At 60.3% G+C, this 13,595-nt stretch carries 14 protein-coding genes; 8 read left to right on the forward strand and 6 right to left on the reverse strand.

Annotated features, from left to right (window positions below):
• Positions 1-226: 226 nt before the first annotated feature.
• The 4 genes from uvrD (at position 227) to QR290_RS00695 (ending at position 4,504) form a co-directional block, all read left to right on the forward strand.
• On the forward strand, positions 227-2,410 hold the full coding sequence (uvrD, locus tag QR290_RS00680; protein ID WP_007954248.1) for a DNA helicase II: 2,184 nt from the start codon (positions 227-229) through the stop codon (positions 2,408-2,410).
• Between the two features lie 53 nt (positions 2,411-2,463).
• Positions 2,464-2,904 (forward strand): EamA family transporter, encoded by a 441-nt coding sequence (locus QR290_RS00685; RefSeq protein WP_064379739.1) that lies wholly within the window; start codon positions 2,464-2,466, stop codon positions 2,902-2,904.
• A 175-nt stretch (positions 2,905-3,079) separates the two neighbouring features.
• The gene (locus tag QR290_RS00690; RefSeq protein WP_007954246.1) at positions 3,080-3,958 is read left to right on the forward strand and encodes a Tim44 domain-containing protein; all 879 of its coding nucleotides are present in this window, start codon (positions 3,080-3,082) and stop codon (positions 3,956-3,958) included.
• A gap of 138 nt (positions 3,959-4,096) precedes the next feature.
• Entirely contained in the window at positions 4,097-4,504 is a 408-nt protein-coding gene (locus QR290_RS00695) for an SMI1/KNR4 family protein (RefSeq protein ID WP_007954245.1), read from the forward strand.
• A 21-nt stretch (positions 4,505-4,525) separates the two neighbouring features.
• On the opposite strand, the gene QR290_RS00700 is transcribed toward QR290_RS00695, so the two are convergent.
• The gene (locus tag QR290_RS00700) at positions 4,526-6,289 is read right to left on the reverse strand and encodes a cation:proton antiporter (RefSeq protein WP_115079751.1); all 1,764 of its coding nucleotides are present in this window, start codon (positions 6,287-6,289) and stop codon (positions 4,526-4,528) included.
• A 282-nt stretch (positions 6,290-6,571) separates the two neighbouring features.
• Between QR290_RS00700 and QR290_RS00705 the strand changes: the two genes are divergently transcribed.
• A complete protein-coding gene (locus QR290_RS00705) occupies positions 6,572-7,054 on the forward strand; it encodes an acyl-CoA thioesterase (RefSeq protein WP_003229693.1) in 483 nt (160 codons plus the stop codon).
• A gap of 117 nt (positions 7,055-7,171) precedes the next feature.
• Here the strand turns inward: QR290_RS00705 and pdxY are convergent, their stop codons facing one another.
• Entirely contained in the window at positions 7,172-8,044 is an 873-nt protein-coding gene (gene pdxY, locus QR290_RS00710) for a pyridoxal kinase PdxY (RefSeq protein WP_115079752.1), read from the reverse strand.
• 117 nt (positions 8,045-8,161) lie between these two features.
• Here pdxY and QR290_RS00715 point away from each other — a divergent pair, with 117 nt between their 5' ends.
• Positions 8,162-8,575: a DUF3301 domain-containing protein gene (locus QR290_RS00715; RefSeq protein WP_115079753.1), complete on the forward strand. Its 414-nt coding sequence runs from the start codon at positions 8,162-8,164 to the stop codon at positions 8,573-8,575.
• A 1-nt stretch (position 8,576) separates the two neighbouring features.
• On the opposite strand, the gene QR290_RS00720 is transcribed toward QR290_RS00715, so the two are convergent.
• Complete coding sequence (locus tag QR290_RS00720) at positions 8,577-9,548, reverse strand: CobW family GTP-binding protein (RefSeq protein WP_289204102.1); 972 nt, start codon at positions 9,546-9,548, stop codon at positions 8,577-8,579.
• 25 nt (positions 9,549-9,573) lie between these two features.
• Here QR290_RS00720 and QR290_RS00725 point away from each other — a divergent pair, with 25 nt between their 5' ends.
• Complete coding sequence (locus QR290_RS00725) at positions 9,574-9,930, forward strand: NADH:ubiquinone oxidoreductase (RefSeq protein ID WP_289204103.1); 357 nt, start codon at positions 9,574-9,576, stop codon at positions 9,928-9,930.
• 4 nt (positions 9,931-9,934) lie between these two features.
• Here QR290_RS00725 and QR290_RS00730 read toward each other — a convergent pair whose 3' ends face one another.
• Together QR290_RS00730 and zigA are read right to left on the reverse strand one after the other, a co-directional pair.
• Entirely contained in the window at positions 9,935-10,585 is a 651-nt protein-coding gene (locus tag QR290_RS00730) for a DUF1826 domain-containing protein (RefSeq protein WP_289204104.1), read from the reverse strand.
• Entirely contained in the window at positions 10,585-11,790 is a 1,206-nt protein-coding gene (zigA, locus tag QR290_RS00735) for a zinc metallochaperone GTPase ZigA (RefSeq protein WP_289204105.1), read from the reverse strand. Before zigA ends, QR290_RS00730 begins: the two co-directional genes overlap by 1 nt.
• A 224-nt stretch (positions 11,791-12,014) precedes the next feature.
• Here zigA and QR290_RS00740 point away from each other — a divergent pair, with 224 nt between their 5' ends.
• A complete protein-coding gene (locus tag QR290_RS00740; protein ID WP_289204106.1) occupies positions 12,015-12,392 on the forward strand; it encodes a glutamine synthetase in 378 nt (125 codons plus the stop codon).
• Here QR290_RS00740 and QR290_RS00745 read toward each other — a convergent pair.
• On the reverse strand, positions 12,389-13,588 hold the full coding sequence (locus QR290_RS00745; RefSeq protein ID WP_289204107.1) for an N-acetylmuramoyl-L-alanine amidase: 1,200 nt from the start codon (positions 13,586-13,588) through the stop codon (positions 12,389-12,391). The two genes, QR290_RS00740 and QR290_RS00745, sit on opposite strands and share 4 nt — an antisense overlap.
• Between the last annotated feature and the right edge of the window lie 7 nt (positions 13,589-13,595).

Raw genomic sequence — 13,595 nt, forward strand, 5'->3', positions numbered from 1 at the left:
GCGCCCGGAAACGTGGACGGAGCATACACAAGCCGAACCACTTGCCAAACTGCCCCAGATCATAATTTCACCGAAACTTTTCCACCGCTCGTCACCCTCCAAAGCCCCGACGCCAGGCGGGCCAACGCCTGTAGCCGGTGACCGACCGGTCGTCACGGGCACCACTTTCATCGGCTAATGCAAAGCTCGGTTTGCCCGGGCCTGCGGCGCACCCTAGAATGCCCCGATGCGCGATGATCTCTCCCTTCTGCTGAACTCCCTCAACGATGCCCAACGCCAGGCCGTAGCGGCTCCCGTTGGTCGTCAATTGGTCCTGGCCGGTGCCGGCTCCGGCAAAACCCGAGTGCTGGTGCACCGTATCGCCTGGTTGATCCAGGTCGAAAACGCCTCGCCCCACTCGATTCTGTCGGTGACCTTCACCAATAAGGCCGCTGCCGAGATGCGTCACCGCATCGAGCAATTGCTGGGCATCAACCCGGCCGGCATGTGGGTCGGCACTTTCCACGGCCTGGCGCACCGCCTGTTGCGGGCGCACTGGCAGGAAGCCGGGCTGAGCCAGACTTTCCAGATTCTCGACAGCGACGACCAGCAACGACTGGTCAAGCGGGTGATCCGCGAACTGGGTCTGGACGAACAACGCTGGCCGGCCCGTCAGGCCCAGTGGTTCATCAACGGGCAGAAAGACGAAGGTCTGCGTCCGCAACACATTCAGGCCAGCGGCGATCTGTTCCTGGCCACCATGCGCGGCATTTATGAAGCGTACGAGGCCGCATGCCAGCGTGCCGGCGTCATCGATTTCTCCGAATTGCTGCTGCGCGCACTCGACCTGTGGCGCGACCACCCAGGCTTGCTTGCGCACTATCAGAAGCGTTTCCGACACATTCTGGTGGACGAATTCCAGGACACCAACGCCGTGCAGTACGCCTGGTTGCGTCTGCTGGGCAAGGGCGGCGACAGCCTGATGGTGGTCGGCGATGATGACCAATCGATCTACGGCTGGCGCGGCGCGAAAATCGAGAACATCCATCAGTACTCCTCCGACTTCCCGGATTCGGTGACCATCCGTCTGGAGCAGAACTACCGCTCCACCGCCGGCATCTTGAAGGCCGCCAACGCCCTGATCGCCAACAACACCGGGCGTCTCGGCAAAGAGCTGTGGACCGACGGCGGCGACGGCGAAGCGATCAACCTCTATGCCGCCTTCAACGAACACGATGAAGCACGCTACGTTGTCGAAACCATCGAAAGCGCGCTGAAAACCGGCCTGGCTCGCAGCGATATCGCGATTCTCTACCGCTCCAACGCCCAATCGCGCGTTCTGGAAGAAGCCTTGCTTCGTGAACGCATTCCGTACCGCATCTATGGCGGCCAGCGCTTCTTCGAGCGGGCGGAAATCAAGAACGCCATGGCTTACCTGCGTTTGCTGGAAGGTCGTGGCAACGATGCGGCTCTGGAGCGGGTGATCAACGTCCCGGCTCGCGGCATTGGCGAGAAAACCGTCGAAGCGATTCGCGACCATGCACGCCACAGCGATGTGTCGATGTGGGAAGCCATGCGTCAGCTGGTGGCCAACAAAGGCCTGACCGGTCGCGCCGCTGGTGCGCTGGGTGCGTTTATCGAACTGATCGAAAACCTCGCCGCCAAGTGCGCCGAGATGCCGTTGCACCTGATGACCCAGACCGTCATCGAGCAGTCCGGACTGATCGCCTACCACGAAGCGGAAAAAGGCGAGAAAGGCCAGGCCCGGGTGGAAAACCTTGAGGAACTGGTCAGCGCCGCGCGCAACTTCGAGAACACCGAAGAAGATGAGGAGCTGACGCCACTGGCAGCGTTCCTCGGCCACGCCTCGCTGGAGGCCGGCGACACCCAGGCCGACGAGCACGAAGACAGCATTCAGTTGATGACCCTGCACAGCGCCAAGGGCCTGGAATTCCCTTACGTGTTCCTGGTGGGCATGGAAGAGGGCCTGTTCCCGCACAAGATGAGCCTGGAAGAACCGGGACGCCTTGAGGAAGAACGGCGTCTGGCCTATGTCGGCATTACCCGGGCGATGCAGAATCTGGTCATGACCTATGCTGAAACCCGACGCCTGTACGGCAGCGAAACCTACAACAAGGTGTCGCGTTTCGTACGGGAAGTACCGAAAGGCCTGATTCAGGAAGTGCGTCTGTCCAACAGCGTCAGCCGACCGTTCGGCGGCAACCAGTCGATGGGCGGCAGCAACCTGTTCAGCGGCAGCGAGATTCCGGAAACCGGCCTGAGCCTTGGCCAGGCTGTCCGTCACTCGATCTTCGGCGACGGCGTGATCCTCAACTTCGAAGGCGCCGGCGCCCAGGCCCGGGTGCAGGTGAACTTCGCCGAAGGCAGCAAGTGGCTGATGCTCGGGTACGCGAAGCTGGAAGCCATTTAAGTCACCGTTCGTTCCCGCGCCCGGCGCGGGAACGGGCACTGGAGGCAGCATCCATGGGCTCGGGCTTCTTTTCTTCCTGGACATTCTGGGCCTTGCTCTCGGCCACTTTCGCCGCGCTGACGGCCATCTTCGCCAAGATCGGCATCGAAAACGTTAACTCCGACTTCGCCACCCTCCTGCGCACAATCGTCGTATTGGTCAGTCTGGCCTTGATTTTGTACGCCACGGGCCAATATCAGTCCTTGGGATCGATCTCCGCCAAGAGCTACCTGTTCCTGCTGTTGTCCGGACTGGGCACCGGCGCTTCGTGGCTGTGCTACTTCCGGGCGTTGAAAGTCGGCCCGGCATCGCTGGTCGCCCCGGTGGACAAGCTCAGCGTGGTCTTCGTGGCGGTGCTCGGCGTGATACTGCTGGGCGAGAAACTCGACCTGCGCCAGTGGGGCGGCATCGGCCTGATCACCGCCGGAGTGGTGATGCTGGCCTTGCGGCGCTGATCCATTTCCTGCTGAACCTATCTCCTTTTCCTACAGACAAAAGTACATGGCCTTATTGCCCCGACCGAGCTGAACGTAACCTGTCAGGCAAAAGCCCGAAACACTCTCTCGCTAGCCAGTAACACTTCAGCTGTGCAACATGGCGCGCGTGTCTCCACAAACGGGAATTCCCTTTATGAAACGTTTTCTTAGCATCGCCATGGCGTTGTGCATCGGCCTGACGATGAGCCTCGACGCCAACGCCAAGCGCTTTGGTGGTGGCAAAAGCGCCGGCGCTGCGCCGACGCACCAGACCAGCCAGATGGCTCCTTCTTCCCCAGGCATGGGCGGCGCTGCGGCGACCGCTGGTGCAGCCGGTGCCGCAGGCGCTGCGGCCAAGGCCGGCGGTGCTTCGAAATGGCTCGGCCCTCTGGCCGGCATCGCGGCCGGTGGCCTGCTCGCTTCCATGTTCATGGGCGGCGGCTTCGAAGGCATGCAGTTCTTCGACATCCTGATCATGGCCGTGATCGCGTTCGTGATCTTCCGCTTCATCGCCGCCCGTCGTCGCAAGCAGCAGGAGCAGTTCGCTCCGGCCGGCGCGCCGATGCAACGTGAAGTGTTCGAACAGAAACCAGCAGCCATGGGTTCGATCTTCGGTGGTTCGGCCGCGCCTGCTGCCGCCCGTCCGGTGATCAACGCACCGGCCTGGTTCAACGAACAGCGCTTCCTTGAAGCCGCCCGCAGCCACTTCCAGGCGCTGCAGCAGCACTGGGACGCCAACGAAATGGACAAGATCGCCGAGTTCGTGACCCCACAAATGTTCGAGTTCCTCAAGCGCGAGCGCGCGGAACTGGGCGACGCGTTCCAGTCCACCTACATCGACAACCTCCAGGTACAACTGGATGGCGTGGATGACCGTGCGGACAAGACCATCGCCACCCTGACCTTCAACGGCGTGTCGAAGACCTCGCGTTTCGACCAGCAGGGCGAAGTGTTCAGCGAAAGCTGGAACATGGAACGTCCACAGGGCGACAACCAGCCTTGGCTGGTCGCCGGTATCCGCCAGAACGGCTGATCACCTCCGACGTTTTACGCGCAGTAATGAAAACCCCGGCCTCGGCCGGGGTTTTCTATTTCGCGGTTGCATCTATAGCGAGCTACTGTATAAACCGGCCCATATAAACCGCGCCATTCAAGCAAGAGGATCCCGGACGTGGAAGAAATCATCGAACAACTGCGCGAAGCCAACGAACCCGTACCGGTTCCCCTGGAGTTGCCCGACGAAGACCAGTTGGTGGAAATCGAAGAAGAGCTCTTCATCAACATCCCGTTCGTCTTCAAAGAGTTTCTGCTGACCGTGAGCGACGTGGTTTACGGCAGCCTGGAGCCGGTGACCGTCACCGACCCGCAATCCCACACCTACCTGCCGGACGTAGCCGCCAATGCCTGGGATGCCGGCGTGCCGCGTGACCTGATCCCGATCTGCCAGGACGGTGACGACTACTACTGCGTCGAAGAAGACGGCACCGTGGTGCTGTGGTCAGGCGAAGAAGAGCTGATCACCGAAGAGTCCTGGGAATCGGTCTGGCACTGGGCACGGGACGTCTGGCTGGAAAGCTGAAACGCCCCACACCCTGGGTGGTCAGTGCCCCGACGGCTCTTTGTGGTTGTCGAGGGTTTCCAGCAGGGCCACCTGCATCCGCGTGTGCACCCGGATGAACCAGCGCCAGAGCAGCGCCGCCACGGCGGCCGCGACCACGGCGATCAGCACCAGCAACTTGTTGGTCGGCAAGATACTGGCCGACAAGGCTGCCAGCAGCAGGAAAATCACCAGCAGCGAGATGATCGGGATCACTTCGGCGATCACCCGGCGCACTCGCTGTGTGTGACGCCCGGCCATTTCCGGCTTCACGCCCATCTCCGCCAGCAGCATCGACAGCGCCTTGAGCTTGCGATAGGCCGCGATCAGGAACGGCAGCGACACCAGTAGCGCCCCGCCCCAGATCAATGCCTTCTGCCAGCTCGGATCACTGATCCAGTCCTGCATCCAGATCGAGAGACGTCCGGCAAAGAAAGCGCCGGCAAAGAAGATCGCGATCACCAGCGCCAGATTGACCCCGACCTGCAGCAGAATCCGCCGGATCATCGAGGCCAGCATCGCGCCCTCACCCTGCGGTTGAATGCTGCGCAGCCATTCGCCGTACATCCCGAACACTCGACCGAGGCGCTGCGGCATCGCGGCGGACAGCTTGATCGACAGTGGATCGGCAGCCCGGATCAGGTACGGCGTCAGCAACGTGGTAATCACCGAAACCGCCACGGCCACCGGATACAGGAAGTTGCTGGTGACCTGCAGGGTCATCCCCAGCGCCGCGATGATGAAAGAGAATTCGCCAATCTGTGAAAGCCCCATCCCGACCCGCAGTGAGGTGCGTCCGTCATTGCCGGCGATAAAGGCACCGAGGCCGCAGGACAACATCTTGCCCAGCACCACCGCGACCGTGATCACCGCGATCGGCCACGCGTATTGCAGAAGAATCATCGGGTCGAGCATCAGGCCGATGGCGACAAAGAAGATCGCGCTGAACAGGTCGCGAACCGGCTCGATCAGGCGTTCGATTTTCAGCAGTTGCCGCGACTCGGCCATGATCGCACCGATCAGGAACGCGCCGAGCACCATGCTGTACTCGAGTTTGACCACCAGCAGGCAGAAGCCGAAACACAGGCCCAGCACGGTGATCAGCAGCATTTCGTTGCTTTCGAATTTCGCCACGTAGGCCAGCAGTCGCGGCACCAACAGGATGCCGACAACCAAGGCGACGATCATGAACAGTGAGAGCTTGCCCACTGTGGAAAACACTTCGCCGGAACTCACCGTGCCGCTGACCGCAATGCTCGACAGCAAGGCGATGATGCCGATGCCGAGAATGTCCTCGACGATCAGCACGCCGAAGATCAGCTGCGCGAAGCGCTCGTTCTTCATCTTCAGGTCGTTGAGCGCCTTGACGATGATGGTGGTCGAGGAAATCGCCAGGATCGCGCCGAGGAACAGCGAATCCATGGTGTTCCATTCGAACCAGCGGCCGATTTCGTAGCCGATCCAGATCATCAGGACAATTTCGAGGAACGCCGCGATGAATGCCGTGGCGCCGACCTTGAACAGCTTGCGCAGGCTGAACTCCAGGCCCAGGCAGAACATCAGGAAAATCACCCCCAGCTCGGCGAGGGTCTTGATGGTTTCTTCGTCGTGGATCAGGCCGAAGGGCGGTGTGTGCGGGCCGATGATGAAGCCGGCGACGATGTAGCCGAGCACCACCGGCTGCTTGAAGCGGTGAAACAGAACGGTCACCACACCTGCGACCAACATGATCACCGCCAGATCCTGAATAAAGCTGATGGCATGCATGGTGTGGGCTCCTTGAATGACGAGGCTCACGCAGGCATGGGAAATGTCTGGGCGAGCTGAGTAAAAATCCGCTTTGGGTGTAGGAAACGCCCTTGGGGAGGCGCTTTTGCAGGGTAACACCGCGACTTCCGGCTGAAAGGCGGTGCAATATATGGAAACAGATCGATTCGGGCGTGACGGCGGTCAGTTGCCCGGCGTCCCGATAACGGTGCTTTTGAAAAGCGACCAGGCACCCGCAGAGGTGTTTCTTCCAGCAACCCTGCCTTGACCCGTGAGAACGTTATGGAACCCGGAAACGCCCAGCTGTCGATGACGGTACTGATGACCCCCGACATGGCCAACTTCTCTGGCAATGTCCACGGCGGCACCCTGCTCAAATACCTCGACGAAGTGGCCTACGCCTGCGCCAGCCGTTATGCCGGCCGCTACGTGGTAACCCTGTCGGTGGATCAGGTGATTTTCCGCGAGCCGATCCACGTCGGCGAACTGGTGACCTTCCTCGCGTCGGTGAACTACACCGGCAATACCTCGATGGAAGTCGGCATCAAAGTGGTGACCGAGAACATTCGCGAGCGCTCGGTGCGTCACACCAACAGCTGCTTCTTCACCATGGTCGCGGTGGACGATCAGCGCAAACCCGCCGCCGTACCGCCGCTGCAACCGCAGAACAGCGAAGACAAGCGCCGCTACATGCAGGCGCAGCAACGCCGGCAGATCCGTCAGGAGCTGGAAAAGCGCTATCAGGAAATCAAGGGCGACGCCTGATCAGCCCTTCGATTTATGGCGCTCTGCAGATAGCTTTCGCGAGCAAGCCCGCTCCCACATTTGGAATGCGTTCCTCCTGTGGGAGCGGGCTTGCTCGCGAATGAGGACAACTCGGTCTTACAGACTGATCGGTGTGGCTTCGAACTTCACCCGAGGATGCGCAATCCGGTCCTGCGCCCGCACCAGCTGCAGCTCGTAACTGGCGCAGACCTGGGTTTCCAGCAGCACCTCATGCACCGCCGCTGCGGTGAATTCAAACGCCGCCACCAGACTGTCACCCAGCAACACTCGCGCCAGGAACAGGCCGGACGTCAGATCTCCCACCCCCACCGGCTGACGCGGAAACGCCAGCAACGGACGTCGCAGATGCCAGCTGCCCTCGGCAGTCACCAGTAGCATCTCAAAGCCATCCGCCGGTTTGCCCGGATAATCCAGATGTTTGACCAGTACCGCTTTCGGCCCACGTGCCAGCAACGCCCGCGCCATCGCCAGGCAATCGAACAGCGACTGCGGCTTGCGTCCGGAGAAACTGTCCAGCTCCAACTGGTTCGGGCACATGAAGTCCGCAACGGCGGCGGCTTCTTCCAGCAGAAACTCACTGACCTCGGCGGGAACGCTGCAACCCTTTTCCGGATGCCCCATCACCGGATCGCACAGATAAAGGGCTTTCGGGTTGACCGCCTTGATCCGCTCGATACCACTGAGAATCGCCCGGCCCTGCGCCGCGCTGCCGAGATAACCTGACAGTACCGCATCGCAATTGCCCAACTCACCGATGGCGGCGATGCCTTCGACCAGTTCGGGGATGCGGTGCGGAGCCAGCACTTCGCCGGCCCACTGGCCGTACTGCGTGTGGTTGGAGAACTGCACCGTATTGAGCGGCCAGACATTCACCCCGACCCGCTGCATCGGAAAAACCGCAGCGCTGTTGCCGGCGTGGCCGAACACCACATGGGACTGGATGGCGAGCAGATGAGGCGTACGTTTCATTCGGGTTTTTCCGTAAAACGATTGAAATTCAAGCCGCGCAGTATGCGACGAAAAGCAGCCTGTACGACAGACCGGCGACGCAGTTAAGCTGACGCCATCATTTGGAGTTTCGTGTTGATGCTCACCCTGGAAAACATTTTCGTGCTGATGCTGTTCGCCGTCGCCGGTGCATGGCTCTGGCACAACCACGGCTTGCGCGAGCGGGCGCTGGAGCGGGTCAAACAGCATTGCGTGAATGTCGGCGTCGAGTTGCTCGACGGTAACGTGGCGCTGAAGAAGATCGGTCTGATCAAGGACGCCAGTGGTCGGCGACGTCTGGCTCGGGTCTACAATTTCGAATTTACCGTGACCGGCGAAACCCGGCACAACGGCACCATCACACAGTTCGGCGCACACAGCGCCCAGATTGAGCTGGCACCCTACCCCGCCCCATTTGACGAAACATCGCCCGTGGTGGAAGTGACCAAGCCGCGTGGTGAAGTGATCGAGCTGAGCCAGTGGCGTCAGGAACACACCAAGTGGAAGCCTTGAATCAGCTCGCCTGAAGCCGACACCGGGCCAGCCCGGCCTGTAATTCACTGACTGCTTGCGGTTCGTCGAAAATCAGTTCGATCCGGGAATCCTTGCGCCATTCACTGGGCAGCCAGCTGGGTTCGGCATTGTCCAACGCATTGGCTGACTGCCAGCCGTCCGGGCTGTGAATCACAAGTTTGGCCCGGCGCCAGTTCAGGCTTTTCAGCCATTGGGTTATCCCCGAAACATCGAATACCTGGCTCGGATGCCAGCGCCAACCGATGCTCCAACCACCCTGCTGAGCCTGACTCAGGCAGATCGGCAATGCCGGATCGCTCCAGATGGCCGGCATCTGCGCCAGCCCTTGGGGCACGATCAACTTATCCACACCTGCCTGCGCCTGTACCGCCAAACCCGGCAACTCGCTGAGCGGCAACATTGCTTGTTGCGTCCAGATCAGTCGGACAGGCGGCAACTGTCGGATGATTCGCGCGCGCGTAGTCTTGTCGAGGTTTTCCGCCTTGTTCAACAACAGCAGGCCTGCGCTGGATAAGGTTTCCTGCTGCGCGTCCGGCAGCGGTTTGCCCGCTGCGAGGGCCTGGGCGTCCAGCACCAGCACGCAAGGTTGTACGGCGAGTACGCCTTGCCACGGCGCCTCGTTCAGTTGCTTCAGCAACTGCGCCGGATGCCCGAGCCCCGAGGGCTCGATGAACAGGCGATCCGGCCGCGCCTTGCGCAACAAACGCCCCAGACCGATCTGGAACGGTGCACCGTTCACGCAACACAAACAGCCCCCGGCCACTTCGCCCAGTGCGATACCATCGGCGTCGCGGGTCAACAGCGCCGCGTCGAGCCCGATCTGGCCGAACTCGTTGATCAGCACCGCCCAGCGCTCGCCGGCCGGTCGCTGAGCCATGAGCTGGCGGATCAGGCTGGTCTTGCCCGCGCCCAAGGGGCCGGCGATGACGTGGGTGGGAATGTTCTGCAACATGATCAAGGTTTTCTGGAGGTCGAAGATGCGGTGGATGGGATGGTCGTTGCTGCTGGCGCTGATGTCGGGCGAGGCGCTGGCACAGGCCTGCGTGGTGCACAGCCAGGCAGAGCGGCTCGACGTGAAAGTCTGCCAGCAGAACCGCAACATCCCGGAAAAACTGTTCAACGACGGCTTCTGCCAGCCGACCCTGGCCGGGCAGAAAGTCGAGGTTCAATACGTCGACCAGTGCCCCGCCGGCGCATTTGGCGTGTGCAGCAACGCGCAAGTCGCCAATATGCCTTATCGCCAGGATATCCACTATTACGGCGTGGCCACCGATGCGGCGTATTTGCAGCCCTATTGCGAGGCTCAGAGCCAGGGGAAATGGCTCAAGCCCTGAGGCGTTATCCGAGCCAGTCGAGGGTCAGCATCAGCCGCCGCTCACCCGGCGCCGGCTGTGGCGAGCGATGGATCAGCCCTAAACCTTCGTTGCCGTGCCATTTTTCGCCCTTGAGTAATGCCACTTCGCCCCGATTCAATTGCTGAATCCGTGACGTTTCCTGCGGCTCGGCTTGCGGGTGGCCCAGTTGCCGACGGTCCATCTGCCCTTCCCTTAGCCATTCACTGCCGACACCTGCGTACGTCGTGATCAACCGCACCGGCACATGATCGACGTGAAAACGCGGACACATGGCCTTGTCCAGCACCCGCAGGCGCAAGCCGATCCGGCGCGCGCCCAGCAGGCAGGCAAAGGCACTGACCAGCCATTTCAAGTCGGCGATAAATCCTTCGTAGCCTTCCAGATCGCGAAAGCCGCTGGCCAGTCCCGTGAGATCCGGTTCTGCGTCTTCGTCCGGCAATTCCAGGCACAGCGCCTCGGCGTAAGGCTCATTCAGAGACAGCAACAAGTCCGCGAATTCGGCAATGTGCAACGGAAGCTGGCGCTGCCAGACCGCGAGGTTGGTCTCGTCGTCAAGAATGTCCGCCAGCGCCTGCGGGGTCTGGCCGAACGATTGATGACGTGTACCGCCTGGCAGCGGTTTCAGGGCGAGCATCAGGCCACCTCGTCGTGCCACGAGCCAAAGGGATCGCGCAGTTGTAGCCAGCCTTGAGTACCGAGTGCCATTTCGGCATCGGTCAGCAGGCAATCATCCAGTTCCAACGACAGCAGTGCGAAATCGATGTTCTGCCCGATAAACACCAGCTCCTGACGACAGTCGCCTACGCTGGCGATCCAGTTTTCCATGATCGCGGCGGTACTTTCCTGATCCTGCGGCCACTGTTCTTTTGGCACAAAGCGCCACCAACGTCCGGCGAAACCGTGGCGCATCAGACCACCTGCCTGCGACCAACTGCCGGCGTCGGTGGGTTTGCTGGCCAGCCAGAAGAAGCCCTTGGAGCGCAGCAGTTTGCCGTTAACCCAAGGACGATCGATGAAGTCGAAGAAACGCTGTGGATGAAAAGGCCGGCGCGCCCGATAGGCCGTGGAAGCGATGCCGTACTCCTCGGTTTCCGGCACATGTTCCCCACGCAATTCCTGCAACCAGCCTGGGGCCTGGGCCGCTTTTTCGAAGTCGAAGCGACCGGTATTGAGAATTTTCTCCAGCGGTACTTCACCCATGACCATCGGGATGATCTCGGCCTGAGCGTTAAGGCGCTTGAGAATGGCCATCAGCTCTTCCCGCTCGCGACTGCTGATCAGGTCGATCTTGCTGATCAACAGGACGTCGGCGAACTCGATCTGTTCGATCAACAGATCGGTGATCGAGCGCTCATCCTCTTCACCGAGAAATTCGCCACGGGAGGCGAGATTTTCAGCAGCCTGGTAGTCCGGCAGGAAGTTCATGCCGTCAACTACAGTGACCATGGTGTCGAGGCGAGCGATGTCGGCAAGGCTTTGCCCCTGTTCATCACGGAAAGTGAACGTCTCGGCCACTGGCAACGGCTCGGAGATCCCGGTGGACTCGATCAGCAAATAGTCGAAGCGGCCCTCACGGGCCAACTGACTGACCTCTTCAAGCAGGTCTTCGCGTAACGTACAGCAGATGCAGCCGTTGCTCATTTCCACAAGCTTCTCTTCGGCACGGTTCAGGCTGACATCACGCTGGACTTCGCTGCCATCGATGTTGATTTCGCTCATATCATTGACGATAACGGCGACGCGCAGATCCTCTCTGTTACGTAGTACGTAATTCAAAAGTGTACTTTTTCCGGCGCCGAGAAAGCCGGACAAAACGGTCACGGGAAGTCGGGAAGACATTGGATAAACCTCATCAGACGGTCGCTAAACAGCGCTGGAGGCTCTCGGAGGCGAGCGTTCTTGGGCTTCGATGAGATCACCAGGGAAGCGGACGCTTGAAAAGGAAGCCACGGAAAGCCTTGTCCGATTAATGTTATAGTATAACAACAAAATCAATCCACTCTCTTCTTGCTCAAAGTGACAAAGGGCTGGAAGCTGCAACCAGGTCGTCGCCGAGTTACGTCATGAAAACCGCGTTGAAATACTCGTTTATCTGCCTGGCAACGCTGGCGCTGAATGCCGAAGCACAAGTGCCGGGGCTGGCCTATTGCACGCGCAGCGCGAACCTGTTGGCGTGCATCGATGCCAGCGGCAACGCCTATAGCGTCAACACCGTCGGCAGCACGATTTACCTGCGCGGATTTGAAAAAGCAGGCCACCGCTACTGGGCACAAACCAACAGCCGTTATGGGCAACTGACATTCTTCACCGGCATCGCTTCTGATGGAGAAGCGTGGGTTGGCTACAACCGGCGCGTGGGCTGGACGACGATCAATCGGTTCTCCAGCTCCGGCGGCAGCAGCAGCGCGAAATTCACCTGCAGCCGGATCACCGGCTGCTAAACCCGCGATCCTTTCTGCTCTTGTTGCCAGGCCATGTAACTGTCGACAGGCGGATTCTTCTGAAAGTAACGCTGCAAGCCCTCAAACAAACCGTCTGCCACGGCCTGCTGATGACGCGCCGTCACCAGGCGCTGACTGTCCCGTGCGTTGGAAATGAACCCGGTTTCCACGAGGATTGACGGCACATCCGGCGATTTCAGAACGGCGAATCCAGCCTGTTCCACGCGTTTTTGGTGCAGCGTGGTGATGCCGGACAGACTGCTCAGCACTGTACTTCCAAGTTGCAAACTGGCGGCGATGGTTGCGTTCATCGACATGTCGAGGATTACGCCAGCGAGCATCGGGTCCTTGTCCTTGAGATTGAGCAGGTTGGTTGCACCGAGCAGATCCACACCGTTCTCACGCTGCGCCATGAACCGTGCGGTGGCGGACGTAGCACCACCTTCGGACAAGCAATACACCGACGCCCCGGAAGCCGTCAGACGCGGCGCCGCATCGGCGTGCACCGAAATGAACATGTCGGCCTTGTGCTGACGCGCGATCTCCACACGCTTGCGCAACGGGACGAAGAAATCGTCGTTACGAACCAGCTTCACATCAAAGCCTTTCTCTCGCTTGAGTCTTCGTGCGAGCAATTGCGCGATGGACAGCACCACATCCTTTTCCCGCTCGCCTTTGGCGCCAATTGCACCCGGATCTTTCCCGCCATGACCAGGGTCGACCACCACCATGATGTCGCGCTTGGGGTGAGATTTCTCCTGGGGTGTTTCACGTGGAACGCTCGCCGGGAGCCCCGATGATGCACTCATCAAGTCCAAAACCAGGCGATGTCCTTGCCCATCCTGAGGCGCCAGCAAGAATGAATTGAGCTGAACCGGACTGCTTAGATCAAGCACGATCCGGGTGTTCCCTTGGCCAAAATGGCCGGAGCGAATCGTACGAATCGGGGTGCCAGACAACGCCAACTGGCTGAAATCGCCACTCAGGCTGGCGCCGCTCATATCGATGATCAAACGCTCCGGTGCACTCAAGGTAAACGTCTTGTAGCTCACGGGACCACTCAGATCGAACACCAGCCTCAGCTTGTTATCCGAACGCCAAAGCCGCGCATTGCGTATCTGCGTGGCGGACACCGAGAAAGGCAAAACAAAGGCCGCGCTGGCCAGCATCAGGTTGAGCAAATGGCGTCTGTGCATATGAAAG

The sequence above is a fragment of the Pseudomonas fluorescens genome (assembly GCF_030344995.1).
In the GTDB taxonomy this organism is placed as follows: Bacteria; Pseudomonadota; Gammaproteobacteria; order Pseudomonadales; family Pseudomonadaceae; genus Aquipseudomonas; species Aquipseudomonas fluorescens_BF.